The sequence below is a fragment of the Streptomyces sp. NPDC087270 genome (assembly GCF_044744625.1).
Lineage (GTDB): Bacteria > Actinomycetota > Actinomycetes > Streptomycetales > Streptomycetaceae > Actinacidiphila.
Genome location: NZ_JBIUYR010000025.1, coordinates 46,938 through 65,714 on the forward strand (window position 1 = coordinate 46,938; position 18,777 = coordinate 65,714).

The window sequence follows — 18,777 nt, forward strand, 5'->3', positions numbered from 1 at the left end:
CCCGCCCCTTCTCGGCCCCGTCGCCACCCCTTCTCCTGCCGCCATGCGGCCCTTTTGACCTGCACCTACCCTGGGGGCAGCCGCAGCGCGCGGCATCGGAGGACCGTGATGAAGAGCAGCAACCCCGTGCTGACCGGCCGCGGCTTCACCGAGGGCGGCGGAACCTCCCAGCAGCCGCGGGACCTGACGGCCGCACAGCTGGAGACGATGTACGCCCGCCCCTCCGCCGGGCCCGCGCGGACCGGCCGGATGACGATGGGCGACGTCGTCGCCCGCACCGCGACGACCCTCGGCACGGTCGTACTCGGCGTGCTGCTCGGCTGGTTCGCGCTGCCCGAGCGGTACGGCCTCGCGATCGGCGCCGCGGTCATCGCGTTCGTGCTCGCGATGGTGCAGTCGTTCAAGCGGACGCCGTCGCCCGCCCTGATCATCGGCTACGCCCTCTTCGAAGGCGTCTTCCTCGGCGTCCTCAGCCGCACCTACAACGAGGCGTGGCAGGGCGCTCCGGTCCAGGCGGTGCTCGGCACCGTGGCGGTCTTCTGCGGCATGCTGCTCGCGTACCGGACCCGCCTCATCCGGGTCACCGCGCGCTACCGCAGGATCGGGCTGGCGGTCTCGGTCGCCTTCCTGATCGCGATCGTGGTCAACCTGCTCTTCTCCGCCTTCGGCGGCGGCGACACGCTGGGGATTCACACCGGCGGGCTCGGCATCGCCTTCTGCGCGCTCGGCATCCTCCTCGGCGCCTTCTTCCTCTCGCTGGACTTCCAGCAGGTCGAGGACGGAATCCGGCACGGAGTACCGCAACAGCGCGCCTGGCTCGCCGCGTTCGGCCTGACGCTGTCCCTGGTGTGGATCTACCTCGAACTCCTACGCCTGATCTCCATCCTGCGCGACTGAGCCGGACGGAACCGGACCGAGCCGGACGGAGCCAGGCGGGGTCCGGACGGACCCGGGCGGAGTCCTGACCAGCCGCTACAGGAGGTTGCGCCTGGCCCGGCGCAGGTCGTACTCGTGGACGAGGGCCTTGGCGTGGCCGTAGGACAGGGCGTGCTCGCTGCGCAGCCAGCTCACGCGTTCGTCGAAGCGGAGGAGGGAGGGTCCGTCGGCGAGGTCGCGCAGCCACTCGCTGACCTCGCGGCCGGTGCAGTGCGGGATGCGGTCGATCAGGTTCCGGTGGGTTTCGTCGGAGATGTGCGTGGGGTACATGGCGCCTCCGGTGTGCGATCCGGTCACCCCACCGTGCCCGAGAGGTCGTTCGTTGGCAACCATCCCGGGCGTGCGGATATCGGTGCGAAGCCGCACCGCGCGGGTGCGCCGGGCGCGCGGGTAGGGTCGCGGTCATGTCCGATCGCACCGCGCTGCACACCGCCGTCGACCGTCTCGCCGGGCGGCTGCGGTCGCTCCCGCAACGCAGGCTCCAGGGCGGAGCCGCCGCCGAGGCACTGGAGTTGGCGCGCTGGCTGGCCGTCCAGGCGGAGACCCTGGAGTTCCCGGACCGCGCGCCGCACCGCATGCCGAACGACGGGATGTTCATCGTGGGCGACCAACTCGCGGTCGCCGGCCATGACTTGGCGATGGCCCTCGGCTCGGTCGAGCCCGACAGGGCCGCCGCGGTCGTGACGGAGGCGCTGGAGCGGGTGGCACGGGCCGCGAAGAGCATCGGCTGACCCCTTGGGCGTTCGCGGCGCCCGCGGGGGCGTCGCGGCCCCGGCGCCGGCCGGGCCCGGGCGTTACAGCGACGCCACCACGCGGTCGGCGAGCACGTAGACGGCCTCGTCGCCGCACGCGAAGGTCAGGGCGTAGGCGCCGGCTATCGCGGAGCCGCCGCGCAGCACGGGGACCTCGCCGCGGTCGAGGGCCTCGCTGAGCTTGAGGGCGGTCTCGCGGTGTCCCGGGGTCATGCAGAGCGTGGTGCCGTCGGCGAAGACGTAGACGTCGAGGGTGCCGAGCGGGCCGGGCCGGACGTCGGACAGCGGGATACGTCCGTCGGCGAGGTCGGAGAGGCGGTCCGCGGTCTGGTCCGGGGAGGCGACCACCGGCGAGGGCGCGAAGTCCGGGCCCGAGGGGTGCGGGATCGCGCCGGGCGCGGGGCGGGTGGCGTCGGGGCGGGCGATCTCGGGGGTGTCCGGGGCCTCGGGGTCGGCGGCGGCGTCGAGGGCCGCCTCGAAGGCGACGGCGTCCGGGCCGCCGGGCTCGATCCCGGCGAAGTCGACCTGCCGGGGCAGGTAGGGCAGCACCGGCGGGACTTCGTAGTCGCGGTGGCCGGCGAGGTCGGCGGGATCGTCCGCCAGGGCGCCAGGACCGCCGCTGGACGCGCCGAAGGGGCCGCGCGGCAGTCCGGTGTCGCCGGCGCTCTCCCGGGCCTCCTGCTCGGCCCAGAAGGCGCGCGCCTCGGCCAGTTCGCGCTCGCGCTCCTCGGCGAGCGCCTCGGCGACGGCGGTGCGGATGTCGCTCGCGCCGTCCCGGGGCCCGGGAACGCTCAGCCCGGCCAGATCGCGGCGCAGGGCGGACAGTTCGCGGCGGGTGCCGCGGGCGGTGAGCAGGGCGGCGGCGCCCGCGGCCGCGGCGAGTCCCGCGGCGACCAGCAGGACGGTGAAGTTCACACTCACTGAGCTACTCCCGACTGATGCGACCCGAGCAATGCCCACCAGGACGGTGGGCGAAACTTCCCCCTCACTCACTCTGCCGGTAAACCCCTGGCCTTTGCAGTGCGGAACGTCATGAATTGAACAGGTCTGCCCCCTTGCCCAGTTCCACAACACCCGACCTGACCTGGGAAAACGCGAACGCCCCCGGGAAAATCACGTCCCGGGGGCAATTTGATTGCGACTTACGTCACACTGCGTACACAAAGAAGTCGCGTCATCGCGCGCCGTGACAAGGTCCAGCTCAGCCCGGTTCGGCGCGATTCGATGCTCAGCTCGGCCCGCTTCGGCTCGGCTCAGCTGAGCCGCTCGATCACCATCGCCATGCCCTGGCCGCCGCCGACACACATCGTCTCCAGGCCGAACTGCTTGTCGTGGAACTGAAGGCTGTTGAGGAGCGTGCCGGTGATCCGGGCGCCGGTCATGCCGAAGGGGTGGCCGACCGCGATGGCGCCGCCGTTGACGTTCAGCCGGTCGAGGTCGATGCCCAGGTCCCGGTAGGAGGGGATGACCTGCGCGGCGAACGCCTCGTTGATCTCCACCAGGTCGATGTCGCCGATGGCCATGCCCGCCCGCTTGAGCGCCTGCTTGGACGCCTCCACCGGGCCGTAGCCCATGATCTCCGGGGACAGCCCGGAGACGCCGGTGGAGACCACCCGGGCCAGCGGGGTGACGCCGAGCTCGCGCGCCTTGGTGTCGGACATGATCACCAGGGCGGCGGCGCCGTCGTTGAGCGGGCAGCAGTTGCCGGCCGTCACGGTGCCGTCGGGGCGGAAGACGGGCTTCAGGCCCGCCACGCCCTCCATGGTGACGCCCGCGCGCGGCCCGTCGTCCTTGGCGACCACGGTGCCGTCCGGCAGCGTCACCGGGGTGATCTCGCGCTCCCAGAAGCCGTTCTTGAGCGCCTCCTCCGCGAGGTTCTGCGAGCGGACGCCGAACTCGTCCTGCTCCTGGCGGCTGATGCCCTTCAGCGCCGCCAGGTTCTCGGCCGTCTGGCCCATCGCGATGTACGCGTCGGGCACCGCCCCGTCCTGGCGCGGGTCGTGCCACTGCCCGCCACCCTCTTCGGCGCGCTTCTCGGTACGCGCCCGCGCCTCGTCGAAGAGCGGGTTCATCGTGTCGGGCAGGCTGTCGGAGTTGCCCTTGGTGAAGCGCGAGACCATCTCCACGCCCGCCGACACGAACACGTCGCCCTCGCCCGCCTTGATGGCGTGCAGCGCCATCCGCGTGGTCTGCAGCGACGAGGAGCAGTAGCGGGTGACGGTGCAGCCCGGCAGGTGGTCCATGCCCAGCCGCACGGCCACGATCCGGGCCATGTTGAAGCCCTGCTCGCCGCCGGGCAGGCCGCAGCCGAGCATCAGGTCCTCGATGTCGCGCGGGTCGAGCTGCGGCACCTTCTCCAGCGCGGTCCTGATGATGGTGGCGGCCAGGTCGTCCGGGCGCAGTTCCTTCAGCGAGCCCTTGAAGGCACGCCCGATGGGCGAACGGGCGGCTGAGACGATGACGGCTTCGGGCATCGCGACACTCCTCTTCGAGGCGGCGGGACCGCCGGCCGGCAGGTGCGGCGCCGGCCGGCGCGGCGTGGGGCCGTCGCCGGGCCCCCTGGGAAGTTACCCGCACGTAGCGGAGCGCGTCACCAGGCCGCCGCTGTGATGCGGGATACTTTCTGAGCGCTTGCTTACCCGCGGACGCCTACGCCATACCCGTTTTCGCCCCGCTCAATCCGCTCAATCCGCGCGAGCCGATCAAGCCGATCAAGCCGCGCGACCGCCGACCCGCTGAACCCGCCGAACCCGATCAACGCTCGACCCGCTCGACCCGCTCAACCCGATCAACGCTCAAAAACCGCGCGCCCCGCTCAACCCGCCGCCGCGAACGCGATGCCGTCGAGGATGTCGTGCTCGCTCACCACGACCTCCTTCGCGCCGGTGCGCTCCATGATGCGCAGCAGCACCAGGGCGCCCGAGGCGATCACGTCGACCCGGCCCTCGTGCATCGACGGGATCGCGGCGCGCTCGGCGTGGGTGGCGGCCAGTAGCCGGCCGGTGATCTCGCGGACCCGCTCGACCGGGACCCGGGAGTGGTGGATCGCGGCCGGGTCGTAGGCGGGCAGGTCCTGGGCGATCGCGGAGATCGTGGTGACCGAACCGGCCAGGCCCACCAGGGTGCGGGCCCGGTCGAGGGGGACGTCGGCGGCCGCCTGGTCGAGGGCCGCGTCGATGTCGGCGGTGATCGCGGCGACCCGCTCGGGGGTCGGCGGGTCCACCACCGCGCCGTCCACCAGCAGATGGCGCTCGGTCATCCGCACGCAGCCGATGTCGACCGAGCGGGCGGCGGTCACCTCGCGGTCGCCCAGCACGAACTCGGTGGAGCCGCCGCCGATGTCCACCACCAGGTAGGGCGGTGCCAGGTCGGGGGCGCCGGTCAGTTCGCGGGTGGCGCCGGTGAAGGAGTACTCCGCCTCCTGGGCGCCGGAGATCACCTCCGGGCGCACCCCGAGGAGGGCGACGACACCGTTCACGAAGTCGTCGCGGTTCTCCGCGTCGCGCGACGCGGAGGTGGCCACGAAGCGGATGTGCTCCGGCGCCACCCCGTGCGCGCCGATCACCTCGGCGTACTCCCGGCAGGCCGCGAAGGTGCGCTCCAGCGCCTCCGGGGCGAGCCGGCCGGTGCGGTCCACGCCCTGCCCGAGCCGGACGATCCGCATCCGCCGGTCCAGGTCGGTGAGGCCGCCCGTGGCCGGGTCGACGTCGGCGACCAGCAGCCGGATCGAGTTCGTGCCGCAGTCGATCGCGGCCACCCGTACCGTCACTTGGCGGTCCCCTCACCGGTGCAGGGGCCCTTGGCCCACCACTCGGGCAGCAGCGCGAGCGTCTCGTCGCCGAGCGGGTTGACGCCCGGGCCCGCGGCCAGCGAGTGGGCGGCGAGCACGTGCAGGCACTTGACGCGGTCGGGCATCCCGCCCGCGCTGGGGAAGCCGGGCAGCACCTCGATGGCGTCGCGGCGGGCGAGGTAGTCCTCGTGGGCGGCGCGGTAGGCGGCGGCCAGCTCCTCGTCCTCGGCGAGCCGGGCGGTCATCCGCTTCATCACGCCCTCCGCCTCCAGGGTGCCGATCGCGGAGGCCGCGCGCGGGCAGGTGAGGTAGTACGTCGTCGGGAAGGGACTGCCGTCCTCCAGCCGGGGCGCGGTCTCGACGACGTCCGGGTTGCCGCAGGGGCATCGGTGCGCGACGGCGCGCAGGCCGCGCGGCTCGCGGCCGAGCTGCGCGCGCACGGCGGCGATGTCGGACTCGGTGGGCGGGGTCTGTTCCGGGGTGGTGTCCATGAGCCGTTCTGCTTTGCGGTGTGCGGGAGTTCGGGCGGCGGGGGTCGGGACGGGCGGCGGGACGGGCGGCGGGGCGGAGCAGGACCGCGGGCCGGGGCCCGCGGGGGCTTCGGCGGTCAGCGCCGGGGGGCCGCTGCCGCGTCGGCCTGGTCGACGCCGTCCCACATGTTGTCGTACCACGGGCGGTGCGCGGCGGCCTCGTCGGTGGCGCGGCGCTCGGCGGCGGGATCGGGGTCGCCGGTGCCGGCGGTGCCCGCGACCGAGTAGCCGGTCTCGCCCGGCAGCACGAAGTGCAGGTGCGCGCGGGCCTGGGTGCGGACGTAGTCCGGGTCCTGCCAGCGGGCCTTCTCCTCGCGCAGCTGCTCGACCTTCCGCTTCGCCTGCTGCGCGGCGCGGCGCTGGTCGGCGATGTCGGAGCGCTGGGCGATGTACTGCCGGGTCGGGTAGGCGAGCGCGACCACGAGCGCGCACAGCACCAGCGCCAGCAGCGCCGCGCGCCCGGTGAGCTTGTTGCGCCGCACCGGCCGCCGGGCCGCGGCACGGTAGACGCGCGCCTGCGCCTCCTGGCCGATGGCCTTGAGCCGGGCCGAGGTGGTGAAGCGGTCAGAGAAGCGGTCCGACCCCACGCCGTGACTCCCCTCGCCGTCCTGCTGACGGTCAGATGCGTACGTCCCCGCCCCACGGTACGGGACCGGGTGCGGGGACGTCCGCAGGCTGACGGGACGTCAGCCGCCGAGCGGTGGACGGCCGCCGGGGGCCCGGGGGCTCTCAGCGGCCGTCCGCGGCGGCGTTCAGCCCTTGAAGCGCGGGAAGGCGCTGCGGCCGGCGTAGACCGCGGCGTCGTCCAGGATCTCCTCGATCCGCAGCAGCTGGTTGTACTTCGCGACGCGCTCGGAGCGGGCCGGGGCGCCGGTCTTGATCTGGCCGCAGTTGGTGGCGACGGCGAGGTCGGCGATGGTGACGTCCTCGGTCTCGCCGGAGCGGTGCGACATCATGCACTTGTAGCCGTTGCGCTGGGCCAGCTCGACGGCGTCCAGCGTCTCGGTCAGCGAGCCGATCTGGTTCACCTTCACCAGCAGCGCGTTGGCCGTGTCGTGGTCGATGCCCCTCTGCAGGCGCTCGGGGTTGGTGACGAACAGGTCGTCGCCGACGATCTGCACCTTCGCGCCGAGCCGGTCGGTGAGCACCTTCCAGCCGTCCCAGTCGTCCTCGAACAGCGGGTCCTCGATGGAGACCAGCGGGTAGGAGGCGACCAGGTCCTCGTAGTACTCGGTCATCTCGGCGGCCGACTTCTCGCCGCCCTCGAACTGGTACTTGCCGTCCTTGTAGAACTCGGACGCGGCCACGTCGAGCGCGAGCGCGACGTCCTGGCCGGGCGCGTAGCCGGCCTGCTTGATCGCCTCGACGATGAGGTCGAGGGCCTCGCGGTTGGAGCCGAGGTTCGGCGCGAAGCCGCCCTCGTCGCCGAGGCCGGTGGACAGGCCGCGGGACTTCAGCACGCCCTTGAGGGTGTGGTAGACCTCGGCACCCCAGCGGACGGCCTCCGAGAAGGACTCGGCGCCGATCGGGGCGATCATGAACTCCTGGATGTCGACGTTGGAGTCCGCGTGCGAGCCGCCGTTGAGGATGTTCATCATCGGGACCGGCAGCACGTGCGCGTTCGGGCCGCCGAGGTAGCGGAAGAGCGGCAGGTCGGACGCCTCGGAGGCGGCGTGCGCGACGGCCAGCGACACACCGAGGATGGCGTTGGCGCCGAGCGAGGACTTGTCCGGGGTGGCGTCCAGGTCGAGCATCGCCTGGTCGATGAGGCGCTGCTCGGTCGCGTCGTACCCGACCAGCTCGGGGCCGATCTGGTCGCTGACCGACAGGACCGCCTTGCGCACGCCCTTGCCCTGGTAGCGGTCGCTCTCGCCGTCACGCAGTTCGAGGGCCTCGAAGGCGCCGGTGGAGGCGCCGGACGGGACCGCGGCGCGGCCGGTGCTGCCGTCGTCGAGGCCGACCTCGACCTCGACGGTGGGGTTGCCTCGCGAGTCGAGGATTTCCCGGGCTACGACGACGTCGATGGACGGCACGTTGTCTCCTTCTGAGATGTCTTCTCGTCTTTATCAGGACGAGCCTAACCGGCTTCCCCACCCGCGTTGGCGGAAGGCCCGACCCCTGAGACGGCCGGCGGCCGCGGTCCCGCGGGAACGCGCCGGCCGGGCGCGCGCGGTTCGGGGCGCGCGCCCGGCCGGGGCGGTGGGGACCTTCGTTCCGGTGTTACCCGGTGTTCAGCTCAGGTGCAGGTGCTGGCCCGGGTAGATCAGGTCGGCGTCCTTGACGATGTCGTGGTTGAGCGAGAACAGCTTGTGCCAGCCGCCGGACACGTGGTGCGCGGCCGCGATCTTGGAGAGGCTGTCGCCCTTGACCACGGTGTACTCGCCGTCGCCCTTGGGGATGCTGGTCGGCGCGGCGTGCCGGGTGGTGCTGCGGCTGCTCTGCGGGGTGCCGGTGTGCGTGCTGGTCGACGTCGACTTCGAGGGAGCGGACGCGGCCGGGGTGGACGGCGTGCTCGACGACGAGGAGGAGGACGACGACGAGGACGACGAGCCGGACGGGTTGATGTCCGGGGACGGGCCACCGGAGGTCAGGCCGCCGGCCGACGCGCAGGACCAGGCACCCGGGCCCTGCATGGCGAGCAGCTTCTCGGCGATCGCGATCTGCTGGTCCTTGGTGGCCAGGTCGGCGCGCGGGGCGTACTGCAGACCGCCCGCACCCTCCCAGCTGGACTGCGAGAACTGCAGGCCGCCGTAGTAGCCGTTGCCGGTGTTGATGGACCAGTTGCCACCGGACTCGCACTGGGCGACCGCGTCCCAGGTGGCGACGGAGGCGGCGGAGGCGGACGTGCTGGCGATCAGCGGAACGGTGATCGCGGTGCCGGCGACTCCGGCGAGCGTGGCGATGCGGACAAACCTCTTCGAGGCACGACGGTGCTTACCCATGTTGTTATAGCCCTCACCGACGCCTACGAGGTGAGCTGTCGGGTTCGGACGTGAGTTGCCCGGCCGCGCCGCCTCAGGCGGCGATTCGGCTTCACCCCGAGCCGGACCGTGCTGCCGCGGTGGCCGCGACGGTCGCTGTCCGTCGCCGCGGCGTGCGGCTGGTCCGGCGGAAGACCTTGGGTCCCCCGCTCCTGCCTGCGGCGCTTTCGCGTCGACTGTTCCCGTGGGGCGGCGGCAGGACTCGGCGTTCCGCTCCGAACGGGGCCCGCTGTGGCGAGCGCTTAGACGTTAAGCACACCGCACCGGGTTCTTCAAACATTCCGGCGGCGGGCTCCAACTGCGCGCTCACGCTCGGCGGGTGGATATCGGCGCAGGTCGGGAGGGTGGCATTCGCGAGTTGACGATCGAACGGCCGAACGAGGCCGCGAGACCCTTGTCACATCGGCGGCGGCGGCCGGGAGTTGATACGTCCGGTTTGTCTTCCGGCCGCCACGCGCCTTCCGCTCAGCCGAGGTTGAGGATCTGTCCCGGTTTGATGAGGTTGGGGTCGTCGCCGATGAGGGCGTGGTTGGTCTCGTAGAGCTGGTGCCAGCCGCCGGCGACGTGGTGCGCGGCGGCGATGCCGGAGAGCGAGTCGCCGGAGCCGACCTCGTAACCGTCGGTGGTGCTCTTGCCCTCGGCGGGCTGCCCGGTGGACGGCTTGGTCCGGTGGGCACCCTGGCTGCCGCTGCCGCCGCCGCCGTTCGCGCCGTCGGAGGCGGGGGTGGGGTCGGCGGTCGAGAAGACCTCGGTCCTGGTGGCCCGGTCCTGGGCGGCCAGTTCGTCGTCGGTCGGGTCGTACGGCTTCCCGTGCCGTCCGGAGCCGGTGGTGGGCGCGCCCGGGTCGGTCGGCGTGCCCGTGGTCGGCGTGCCCGAGCCGGTCGGCGCGGTCGGCGACGTGGTGGGCGTGCCGGAGCCGGACGGCGGCGTGCTCGGGGTGCCGGTGGTGGGCGTGCCCGGGTCGGTCGGCGTGCCCGTGGTCGGGGTGCCCGGGTCGTCCGGCGTGGTCGGCGACGTGGTGGGCGTGCCGGAGTCGGACGGCGCGGTGGTCGCACCGGAGCTCGGCTGGATGCCGGTGGGGCCCGAAGGGTCGGGCACCGGCGTGGCGGTCGGGTCGACGTCCGGCGTCGCGGTGTCGATGAGCAGCCCGGTGGTGAGCTCGCAGCCCGGCCACGCGTTGGGGCCGAGGTCGGTGAGGATCTTCTGGGCGACGGTGATCTGCTGCGCCCGGGTCGCGAGGTCGGGCCGCTTGGCGTACGCGTCGCCGCCGTACTGGTCCCAGGTGTCCTGGGTGATCGCCAGACCTCCGAAGAAGCCGTTGTCGGTGTTCGCGCCCCACACGCCGCCGGTCTCGCACGCCGCCACCTTGTCCCAGGTGGTCGCGTCGGCCGCCTGGGCCGAGCCGGCGCTGATCAGGGGGAGCGCGATACCGACGCCTGTCGCGGCGGCGGTCGCCACGGTCACCACTGCCGCCGGGGCCTGCCGGGGGCGTCGGTGCCGGCCGTTACCGGACGAGAGCATGCGGTCGCCTTTCGTTCAAGCCGTAAGCCATTTCCGTGGGCCCTGCCACGCGTCGTGCCACGGGCCACGCGGTACACGCCTTGCGTTGACCGCAGAACGTAGCGGGCTTGGCCAGTGCGTCACAAGTCGGTGTAGCGATCATCACGTCGCGATCACGGTGCTGACGCCGCGTCACCTGACGGGCGTGGCCTCGGCGGTGAACTCCACCGGCAGGGTACGCAGTCCACGCATGATCAGGCCACCGCGCCAGCGCAGTTCGGCCGGTTCCACGGCCAGCCGCAGGTCCGGCAGGCGGGTCAGCAGCGCGGCGAACGCGGTCCTCGCCTCCAGCCGCGCGAGCGGCGCGCCCAGGCAGTAGTGGATGCCGTGCCCGTAGCCGAGATGCGGGTTGTCGCGGCGGGCGAGGTCCGGCGTGTCCGGGGCGGCGAACCTGGCCGGATCGCGGTCGGCGGCGGCCAGCACCACCAGCACGGGGTCGCCGGCCGCGATCGGCCGGCCGCCGATCTCCAGCGGCCCGGTGGCGTACCGCCAGGTCGCCATCTCCACCGGGCCGTCGTAGCGCAGCAGTTCCTCGACCGCGGACTCCAGCAGCGCGCTCTCACCGGCCGCCAGCGACTCCTGGAGGGCGGCGCGCTGCGCGGGGTGGGCCAGCAGGGTGTGCACACCGTTGCCGATCAGGTTGACGGTGGTCTCGAAGCCGGCGAAGAGCAGGATGAAGGCCATCGCGGCGGCCTCGTTCTCCGTCAGGTGCTCGCCGTGGTCGCTCGCCCGGATCAGCCCCGAGATCAGGTCGTCGCCGAGGTCGCCGCGCTTGCGGTGGATCAACTCGACGAGATACGCCCGCATCTTCTTCACCGCCCGGGCCACCCCGCCTCGCGGCCCGCCGCCCTGGCCCGGCACGGCGTGACGCACCATCATCCCGGCCCAGTCCCGGAAGTCGTCCTGGTCCTGCCTCGGCACCCCGAGCAGGTCGCAGATGGCGTGGATCGGCAGCGGGAAGGCGAACTCGTGGATCAGGTCCGCCTCGCCCCGGCCCGCGAACGCGTCGATGAAACCGTCCGTCAACTCGCGTACCCGCGGCTCGAAGACCGCGACCGTACGCGGCGTGAACGCCTTCGACACCAGGCGGCGCAGCCGGGTGTGGTCGGGCGGGTCGATGTTCAGCAGATGCGTCGTCAGCTCCGCGGTCCGCTCCCCCGGGATGCCGGTCCTCCCTTTCGCGACCGACTCCCCCGCGTGGTGCACCGGGTTCTTGCTCAGCCGCCCGTCGGCCAGCGCCTGCCGCGCGTCGGCGTACCGCGTCACCAGCCACGCCCCGACTCCGCTGGGCAGCGTCGTCCACCGCACGGGCGCGTGCTCGCGCAGCCACGCGTACGCGGGGTAGGGGTCGGTGGCGAACTCCCAGGAGAACAGTTCCGGCTGCGCCGGGGGCGTGCCGTGCGGCGGCGGGGGTAGGTCGGTCACCCCCTGACCGTATCGGGCGCCCTCGCTTGCGCCGGGCCCGGGCGGACGATGCCACCGGGGCAACATTTCCCCTGGTCAGCGCGGTCCCGGCGGGCTCGGTTCACCCTTTCGGGTGAGGGATCGTCGTCCGACCTGGGTACGCTTTCCGTACGCGCCAAAATCCGTCGCATGGGAGCGCTGATGAGCACCGCAGCCGAAGGCGATCAGGGCACGGGCTTCACCTGGCCCGAGCCGCCGCCCGGTGGGTGGACCGCGGACGACCTGGACCGCATTCCGGGCCTCCCGGCACACACCGAGATGATCGACGGAGGGCTGTTCTTCGTGAGTCCGCGGACTCATTTCCACATGGCGACGCTGTGGCTGCTGGAGTACGGGCTGCGTACGCAGGTGCCGGAGGAGTTCTACGTCGTACGCGAGATGACGACAAGACTGGGCGAGCGCGACCGGCCGGAGCCGGACTTGATGGTGGTGCCGCGCCGGGCGAGAAAGGGGCCCGAGCAGACCTCCTACGAGCCTGCGGACGTCAGGCTGGCCATCGAGGTGGTCTCGCAGGAGTCGGTGGAGCGGGATCGCACGGCGAAGCCCCAGAAGTACGCCCGGGCCGGCATCGAGCACTTCTGGCGCGTTGAACGCAATGGCGAGGAACCAGTGGTCTACGTCTACGAACTCGAACCCGCCAGCGGCACGTATGTCATCACCGGCATCCACCACCATCAGCTCAAGGTGGCCGTCCCGTTCCCCATCGAGATGGAACTGATCCTGGACTGATCGGGGACGACCCGGGACCACCGCGACGGAACGACCGGCGGGAACCGGTGTCGTCATCCGGCCGCTGCCGCCAGTTCGTCCCTGCACAGCCGGTCGGACTGGCGGGTGGTCTCGGGGAGGCGGTAGCGCGGGGACAGGTCCAGGACGCGGGCGCAGGCGGTCGGCAGGTCGATCAGATGGCCGGTGGAGACGTAGACCGGCTTGACGCCGCTCTGGGTGCGCAGCGCGCGGCCGACCACCTCGCCGTCGTCCACCAGGTCGGCGTGGTCGCCGCGGTCCGGGCCGAGGGCGGCCGGGTCGTGCCGCCCGGTGAAGGGGGTCTTGGCGACGCCCGCGGTCGGCAGGCCGGTGAGCACCCCGAGATGGCAGGCGAGGCCGAAGCGGCGCGGGTGGGAGCGGCCGTGCCCGTCGCACAGCAGCAGGTCGGGGGTGGTCGTCAGCTTGCGCAGCGCGGCGACCAGGGCGGGCAGCTCGCGGAAGGCGAACAGGCCCGGAACGTACGGGAAGGCGGTGGTCGCGACGGCGGTGGCGCGCTCGACCACGCCGAGGGTCGCCGTGTCGATCACCACGACGGCGGCCGCGACCAGGTCGCCGGTGCCGCGCCCGTCGCCGGCGTAGGCGACGTCGAGGCCCGCGACCAGGCGGGGCGCGGCCGGCCCGGGGCCGCGGTGGTCGGCGAGCGGCCGCAGCCGCTCCTGGAGTGCGAGGGCTTCGGCCTCGCCGGCCGGCCAGGCATAGGGGACGTCCAGCCGCACCGGCGTCAACCGCCTTCCACGGTACGGCCGGTGGTGTCGGCGGCGTCGGCGTCCGCGTCGCCCGACGGACCGGTACCGGTACCGGTACCGGTACCGCTACCGGTCTGCGCCGCGCGACGCGCCTCCGCGGCCTTCGTCGCGGCCCGGTAGCGGCGTGCGGCCTGCCGCAGCGCGCGCTCCGGGTCGATGCCCGCGGACTGCGCGGCGGCGGCCTCCGCGAGCAGGTGGTCGCCGAGCGCGGTCTCGTCGCCGGCACCGGGCGCGGCCGGGACGGCGGGCAGCGGGAGTCCCGCGGCCCGCGCGCGGCCGGCGAGCTTCGCCGCGAGCGCGAGGGCGGGGGCGGCGACCGGGACGCCCTCGGTGACGGACTCCCGGGCCTTCTCGGCGCCCTTGCGCCGCAGCCAGATCGCGCGGACCTCCTCCGGGGTCCGGGCCTGCTCGTCGCCGAAGATGTGCGAGTGGCGGTGGATCAGCTTGGTGATCAGGCCCGCGGCGACGTCGTCGATGCCGTACGGCTCCTCCGGGTCGCCCTCGGCGATGGCCGCGTGGAAGACCACCTGGAGCAGCACGTCGCCCAACTCCTCGCGGACGGCGGTCCGGTCGCCCTCCTCGATCGCCTCGACAAGTTCGTACATCTCCTCGATGCCGTACGCGGCGAGGTCCTCGTGGGTGCGGGTGCTGCTCCACGGGCACTCGGCCCTGATCCGGTCCATCACCCGCACCAGGTCGAGCAGTCGCGCGCCGGGCAGGTCGTACGACCCCGGCAGCAGCTCCAGTTCGGGCATCGCGACCCGGCCGGAGCCGCCCAGCCGGGCCAGCTCGTCGGTGACGGCCGGGTCCGCGCCGGCGTCCGGCGGCAGGTACACCACGGTGCGGCCGCCCGCGGTGGCGTCCACCAGCTGCTGCCCGGTCGGCGCCGCCGTCTCGACGGTGACGCCGGCCTGCCGCAGGTAGGGCAGCTGCGGGTGGTCCGGGTCCGCGCACAGCACGCGGTCGGCGTCGCGCAGCACCTGCCACGCGGGCCAGGAGAGCAGGCCGGGCGCGACCCGGTGGCTCATGGTGAGCAGCACCAGGCGCCCGGGGGGCACGGCGGCGGGTTCTTCGGTCACCCCTCGAACGTACCGCGCGCCGCCGGCCCGGCGATCACCCGCCCGGCGATCGACGGGGCGGGCGGCCGGGCGCGGGCGGGCGACGAGGCGCTCAGGGTCCGGCGAGGCGGTCAGGTCCGGCGGAGCGCTCAGGTCCGGCGAGGCGCTCAGGCGACGTCGGTGGGCGCGGCGGTGTCGTCAGGGCTCGTCACCGGGGTCTTGTCGATCACCCACGGGTCCTTGACCTTGCCGATGGACGCGCTCTTGCCGTCCCAGACGCCGTACCGCGGGTTGATGTGCACATGGAGCGACTTGGCGGTCTGCACCATGTAGTCCTCCAGAGCCTTCTCGCCGCCGTCGCTGCCCGGCTGGTACCCGAGCGCCGCGATGATCTTCGTGATCGCGATCTTCTCGTGCAGGTAGCTGTCGATCTGGTCGGGCGGCGTGCCGTACTGCGCGAGCATGCCGGCCTCGTAGCTCTTCTGGGAGCCGCCGGCGAGCTGCTGCACCTCGGCGTCGTACTCCCGCTGCACCTCGCCCGCGGACACCGTCAGCCCCTTGTCGGCGAGCGCCTTGTCCACCACCTGGGTCTGCACGATCACGTTGAGCACCTGGGTCGGCAGCTGGGTGGCGCCGGACACCGCCTGTGCGGCCTGCGGGTTGCCGTTCGCGGCCGTCCGCAGGTCCGAGACGCGCGCCTGCACGGTCGACACGGTGACCCGCTGGCCGCCGACCACCGCGGCCGCGCCCGTGCGGTTGGGCCCCGACCCGCACGCGGTCAGCGCGGGCGAGGCCAGCAGCAGTGCGACTGCGGCGGTGGAGACGGCGGTACGGCGGCGGACCATGGGTGCCTCCCGGCGGGTGACGGCGGGGAACAGCGGGGAGGTTCTCCTCGCGTCTCGCGTCTCGCGTTCCTGGCGTGATGGATGATCGAGCACGAGGATATTGACCAACGGCGGCCGATATCCAGCACTCTGCACAACGTGATCCGGGCCGGGAGGGTTGCGGCCGGTCAGCCGGTGGGAAGCAGCTGCTTCGGGCAGGTGTTCAGCACCTTGCGCATGGCGGCCTGCTCGGCGGAGGTGACCGAAAGGCCGTACTTCTTCTTCACGGCGACCTGGCGGGCCACGTAGGAGCAGCGGAACGACGTGTTCGGGGGCAGCCAGGTGGCGGTGTCGCCGTCGCTCTTGCGGCGGTTGGTGGAGGAGTCGACGGCGAGCAGGTTCAGCGGGTCGTTGGCGAAGTCCTCGCGGCGGTCCTTGGACCACTGCTGGGCGCCCTTCTGCCAGGCGTCGGACAGGGCCACGGCGTGGTCGATGTCGACCTTGCTGGCGCCGCGCTTGTAGACGATCCGGGTGCCGGTGTACGGGTCGGCGAGGGTGCCGCCGGTGATGACGCAGTCCTTGGTGCCGGCCCGGTACGTCTTCTTGGTGAGGTCGCGTTGCAGTATGTCGTCGCGGGTGTCGCAGTGGTTGTGGTCCACGTCGGCCCAGGCGGGGCCGAATTGGTCGCGGGAGTAACCGGTCTTCGGGGCACGGCCCTTGACCTTCAGGGCGTTCGCGGCGGCCAGCGCACTGCCGTGGGCGGCGCTCGGGGTGGCACCCGGATCGCCGCCGGTGGCACCGGTGTTGCCGCCGCCGCTCGCGCTGCTGGTGGGGTCCGCGCCCAGGCTGGTGTCCTTGCACCCGGCGACGCCCAGCGTCGCGGCCAGTACCGCCGTGCAGGCCAGCGCCCGCGTCCTGCGTATGCCCATCGATCACACCTCGGAAGTTCGCTCGTCCGGGGCGCCACCCGCCCCTCCCGCCCTGCCGAACGGCAGGTCCTACCCCTGAACCTGCCCCAACCAGGCGAGCGTACGGCGCACTTCCGCCGGGAAGGGGTGGTGGAGTCCGCGCACCCGCTCGGAGTCGTAGAGCAGGCGGGTCAGCACGTCGCGGGCCGCGTGCCGGTCGCCGACGGACAGCAGCAGGTGGCCGATCCGGCGCCGGATCTCCAGCGGCGGCCCGGGGTCGGTGGCGGCCCAGCGCTCGAAGTAGGGCAGCAGGACGCGGTATTCGGACAGCGCGGAGGTGGTGTCGCCCAACTGCTCCAGGCACTGCGTCGCTTCGTAGCGGTACTGCAGGGCCTGCCGGTCCGCGCCGCCGTACTGGGAGGCGAACTCCTCGGACAGCCGGCGCAGTTCGGGCAGCGCGCGGCGGTACTGGCCGTCCTCCATCAAGGTGGCGGCGTACTGCTTGCGCAGGCTGCGCAGCACCGGGGAGTGCTCGCCGTGCTTCTCGGCGGCGGCCGGCAGCAGCCCGCCGAGCACGTCCACGGCCTGGGTGATCCGGCCCGCGGCCAGCAGCCGGCGCACCTCGTCGACGGCTGCGGCCAGGTCGGGGCCCGCGGAGTTCACCGCCGGCGGGTAGGCGGGGCGTTCGGGCAGCGGCGCGGGCGCGGGCTTGTCCGGCCAGGGGGCGTGCGGGCGCAGGAACGGCCGGGTGGGGTCCATCGGGCCGAGCGGCGCGGAGCGGGGCCCGCCGGGCGGCACCAGGGCGACGAGCTGCCGGAAGGCGTCCTGCGCGTCCTCCGGGCGGTCCTGCGGGTCCTTCGCCAGCAGCCGCAGCACCAGGGCCTCCAGCGGCTCGGGCACCTGGGGGCGTATGCGGCGCAGCGGCGTCGGCGGCTCGTACAGGTGGCCGTGCAGCACGCCGAGCGCCGTCGGCGCCCCGAACGGCACCTCGCCGCCGAGCAGTTCGTGCAGCACCACGCCCAGGGCGTACAGGTCGGTGCGCGGGCCGATGGCGCCGCCCATCGCCTGCTCGGGCGCCATGTACGCGGGGCTGCCGATCGGCGAGCCGGTGTGGGTGAGCCGGGTGGTGTCGGTGTCCATCACGGACGCGACGCCCAGGTCGAGCACGGTGACGGTGCCGTCGGTCCTGATCATCACGTTGCGCGGCTTGAGGTCGCGGTGGACGATCGGGACGGCGTGCACGGCCGACAGCGCGGCACACAACTGCGCGCCGACGGCGACCGCCCACGGCCACGGGTAGGGCGTGTGCGCGGCCAGGTGGTCGCCGAGGTCGCTGCCCTCCACGTACTGCATCACCAGATACAGCTCGTCGCCGTCGGCGCCCGCGTCGTGCACGGTGACCAGGCCGGGGTGGTCGACCTGGGCGGTGACCCGGCACTCGCGGTCGAACCGCTGCCGCAGCTCCTCCACGTTGTCCCCGCCGGCGACCTTGTCGGGGCGCAGCAGCTTCACCGCGACCCGGCGGTCCAGCCGCCGGTCGTACGCGGTCCACACCTGCCCCATGCCGCCCTGGCCGATGATCGCGGCCAGTTCGTACCGCCCGGCGATGAGCCGACCGGTCACCTGGCCCCCTCGCCCTCACCGCTGTCCTGGCTGTCGCCGCGCTCCTTGCGCAGGAAGTCGCTCAGCTCGTCGAGTTCGGCCCGGACCTGGTCGATGCGGGGGGCCGGCGGCGGGGTGGGACGGGGCACGGGGGTCGGGGTGGCGGGACGGTTCACCGGCGGCGGGGTGGCCGGGCGGGAGGGCGACGGGGTGGACGGGCCTTGGTTCACCGGCGCGTTCGGCACGCTGGGCATGCTCGGTATGTTCGGCGCGCCCTGCATCGGGGCCGGGTGGGCGGCCGGACCGGGGTACTGCCGCGGGTCCGGGTAGCCCTGGTGCGGCGGGGGCACCATCGGGCCGCCGGTGCCGTAGCCGGTGCCGTAGCCGGTGGCGTACGGGTTCGGCTGCGGGTAGCCGGCCGCGGCGGGCCACCCCTGGTGGCCGGTGCGGTACCTGAGGATGTCGGCGACCAGGAAGTACACCGCGCCGCCGAACATGCAGATCAGGATGAGGGTGCCGCCGGTGTTGGCCTGCCAGTCGTTGTCGTCGTCGGACAGCCCGAAGCAGACCACGGCGATCACCGCCATGCCGACCGCGACGGCCAGCATCAGCCAGTCGGAGGTGCGCTTGCGCAGCACCGCCAGGTACAGCATCGAGCACCACGCGAGGAAGCCCAGGGTGACCACCGGCAGCACGGTGAGGATCACCCGCAGCACGACGGCAGTCGTGGGGTGTGCGGGCCTGGGCCCCTGCGTCACCGGACCTGGGCCGTACATGTGGGTGCTCCTGGGTCGTCGGGCCACGGACGGCGGGCGGTGACTGCTCGACGTCCGCCGCCACACGGACACCGCGGGTGCC

The 18,777-nt window shown here is 73.2% G+C and carries 19 protein-coding genes and 1 riboswitch; of the genes, 3 read left to right on the forward strand and 16 right to left on the reverse strand.

What is annotated here, in order from left to right; genetic code table 11:
* Positions 1-108 precede the first annotated feature (108 nt).
* Positions 109-897 carry a Bax inhibitor-1/YccA family protein gene (locus ACIPAE_RS35495; protein ID WP_402451006.1) on the forward strand — a complete coding sequence of 263 codons (789 nt, stop codon included), beginning with the start codon at positions 109-111 and terminating at the stop codon, positions 895-897.
* A gap of 75 nt (positions 898-972) precedes the next feature.
* On the opposite strand, the gene ACIPAE_RS35500 is transcribed toward ACIPAE_RS35495, so the two are convergent.
* Positions 973-1,206 carry a DUF4287 domain-containing protein gene (locus ACIPAE_RS35500; RefSeq protein ID WP_328464787.1) on the reverse strand — a complete coding sequence of 78 codons (234 nt, stop codon included), beginning with the start codon at positions 1,204-1,206 and terminating at the stop codon, positions 973-975.
* Between the two features lie 134 nt (positions 1,207-1,340).
* Here ACIPAE_RS35500 and ACIPAE_RS35505 point away from each other — a divergent pair, with 134 nt between their 5' ends.
* Positions 1,341-1,667 carry a hypothetical protein gene (locus tag ACIPAE_RS35505; protein WP_328464789.1) on the forward strand — a complete coding sequence of 109 codons (327 nt, stop codon included), beginning with the start codon at positions 1,341-1,343 and terminating at the stop codon, positions 1,665-1,667.
* Between the two features lie 63 nt (positions 1,668-1,730).
* Here the strand turns inward: ACIPAE_RS35505 and ACIPAE_RS35510 are convergent, their stop codons facing one another.
* The 9 genes from ACIPAE_RS35510 to ACIPAE_RS35550 form a co-directional block, all read right to left on the reverse strand.
* Positions 1,731-2,609, reverse strand: a complete 879-nt coding sequence (locus ACIPAE_RS35510; protein WP_402451009.1) for a hypothetical protein — start codon at positions 2,607-2,609, stop codon at positions 1,731-1,733.
* A 332-nt stretch (positions 2,610-2,941) separates the two neighbouring features.
* The gene (locus tag ACIPAE_RS35515) at positions 2,942-4,162 is read right to left on the reverse strand and encodes an acetyl-CoA C-acetyltransferase (RefSeq protein ID WP_329368628.1); all 1,221 of its coding nucleotides are present in this window, start codon (positions 4,160-4,162) and stop codon (positions 2,942-2,944) included.
* A 341-nt stretch (positions 4,163-4,503) separates the two neighbouring features.
* Entirely contained in the window at positions 4,504-5,457 is a 954-nt protein-coding gene (locus ACIPAE_RS35520; protein WP_329368626.1) for a Ppx/GppA phosphatase family protein, read from the reverse strand.
* Positions 5,454-5,969 (reverse strand): DUF501 domain-containing protein, encoded by a 516-nt coding sequence (locus ACIPAE_RS35525; RefSeq protein WP_328464797.1) that lies wholly within the window; start codon positions 5,967-5,969, stop codon positions 5,454-5,456. Before ACIPAE_RS35525 ends, ACIPAE_RS35520 begins: the two co-directional genes overlap by 4 nt.
* A 116-nt stretch (positions 5,970-6,085) precedes the next feature.
* Positions 6,086-6,595 (reverse strand): septum formation initiator family protein, encoded by a 510-nt coding sequence (locus ACIPAE_RS35530; RefSeq protein WP_329368624.1) that lies wholly within the window; start codon positions 6,593-6,595, stop codon positions 6,086-6,088.
* A gap of 165 nt (positions 6,596-6,760) precedes the next feature.
* Positions 6,761-8,041, reverse strand: coding sequence for a phosphopyruvate hydratase (gene eno, locus ACIPAE_RS35535; RefSeq protein ID WP_329368621.1), 1,281 nt, complete (start codon positions 8,039-8,041; stop codon positions 6,761-6,763).
* A 198-nt stretch (positions 8,042-8,239) separates the two neighbouring features.
* Positions 8,240-8,950 carry a transglycosylase family protein gene (locus ACIPAE_RS35540; RefSeq protein ID WP_402451015.1) on the reverse strand — a complete coding sequence of 237 codons (711 nt, stop codon included), beginning with the start codon at positions 8,948-8,950 and terminating at the stop codon, positions 8,240-8,242.
* Between the two features lie 5 nt (positions 8,951-8,955).
* Positions 8,956-9,163: riboswitch (cyclic di-AMP (ydaO/yuaA leader) on the reverse strand.
* 291 nt (positions 9,164-9,454) lie between these two features.
* On the reverse strand, positions 9,455-10,510 hold the full coding sequence (locus tag ACIPAE_RS35545) for a transglycosylase family protein (protein ID WP_402451018.1): 1,056 nt from the start codon (positions 10,508-10,510) through the stop codon (positions 9,455-9,457).
* A 171-nt stretch (positions 10,511-10,681) separates the two neighbouring features.
* Positions 10,682-11,974: a cytochrome P450 gene (locus ACIPAE_RS35550; RefSeq protein ID WP_329368616.1), complete on the reverse strand. Its 1,293-nt coding sequence runs from the start codon at positions 11,972-11,974 to the stop codon at positions 10,682-10,684.
* 180 nt (positions 11,975-12,154) lie between these two features.
* On the opposite strand from ACIPAE_RS35550, the gene ACIPAE_RS35555 reads away from it, so the two are divergent.
* On the forward strand, positions 12,155-12,742 hold the full coding sequence (locus tag ACIPAE_RS35555; protein WP_402451020.1) for a Uma2 family endonuclease: 588 nt from the start codon (positions 12,155-12,157) through the stop codon (positions 12,740-12,742).
* A gap of 53 nt (positions 12,743-12,795) precedes the next feature.
* On the opposite strand, the gene ACIPAE_RS35560 is transcribed toward ACIPAE_RS35555, so the two are convergent.
* From ACIPAE_RS35560 to ACIPAE_RS35585, 6 genes are all read right to left on the reverse strand, one after another.
* Positions 12,796-13,497: an endonuclease V gene (locus tag ACIPAE_RS35560; RefSeq protein WP_366413096.1), complete on the reverse strand. Its 702-nt coding sequence runs from the start codon at positions 13,495-13,497 to the stop codon at positions 12,796-12,798.
* A gap of 5 nt (positions 13,498-13,502) precedes the next feature.
* Positions 13,503-14,606 carry a nucleoside triphosphate pyrophosphohydrolase gene (locus tag ACIPAE_RS35565; protein WP_402451023.1) on the reverse strand — a complete coding sequence of 368 codons (1,104 nt, stop codon included), beginning with the start codon at positions 14,604-14,606 and terminating at the stop codon, positions 13,503-13,505.
* Positions 14,607-14,752: 146 nt separating this feature from the next.
* Positions 14,753-15,430 (reverse strand): SurA N-terminal domain-containing protein, encoded by a 678-nt coding sequence (locus ACIPAE_RS35570; protein WP_402451025.1) that lies wholly within the window; start codon positions 15,428-15,430, stop codon positions 14,753-14,755.
* A 167-nt stretch (positions 15,431-15,597) separates the two neighbouring features.
* Entirely contained in the window at positions 15,598-16,338 is a 741-nt protein-coding gene (locus ACIPAE_RS35575) for an HNH endonuclease family protein (RefSeq protein WP_366413099.1), read from the reverse strand.
* Positions 16,339-16,407: 69 nt separating this feature from the next.
* Complete coding sequence (locus tag ACIPAE_RS35580) at positions 16,408-17,940, reverse strand: protein kinase (RefSeq protein ID WP_402451028.1); 1,533 nt, start codon at positions 17,938-17,940, stop codon at positions 16,408-16,410.
* Positions 17,937-18,695, reverse strand: coding sequence for a hypothetical protein (locus ACIPAE_RS35585; RefSeq protein ID WP_402451030.1), 759 nt, complete (start codon positions 18,693-18,695; stop codon positions 17,937-17,939). Before ACIPAE_RS35585 ends, ACIPAE_RS35580 begins: the two co-directional genes overlap by 4 nt.
* Positions 18,696-18,777: the final 82 nt, after the last annotated feature.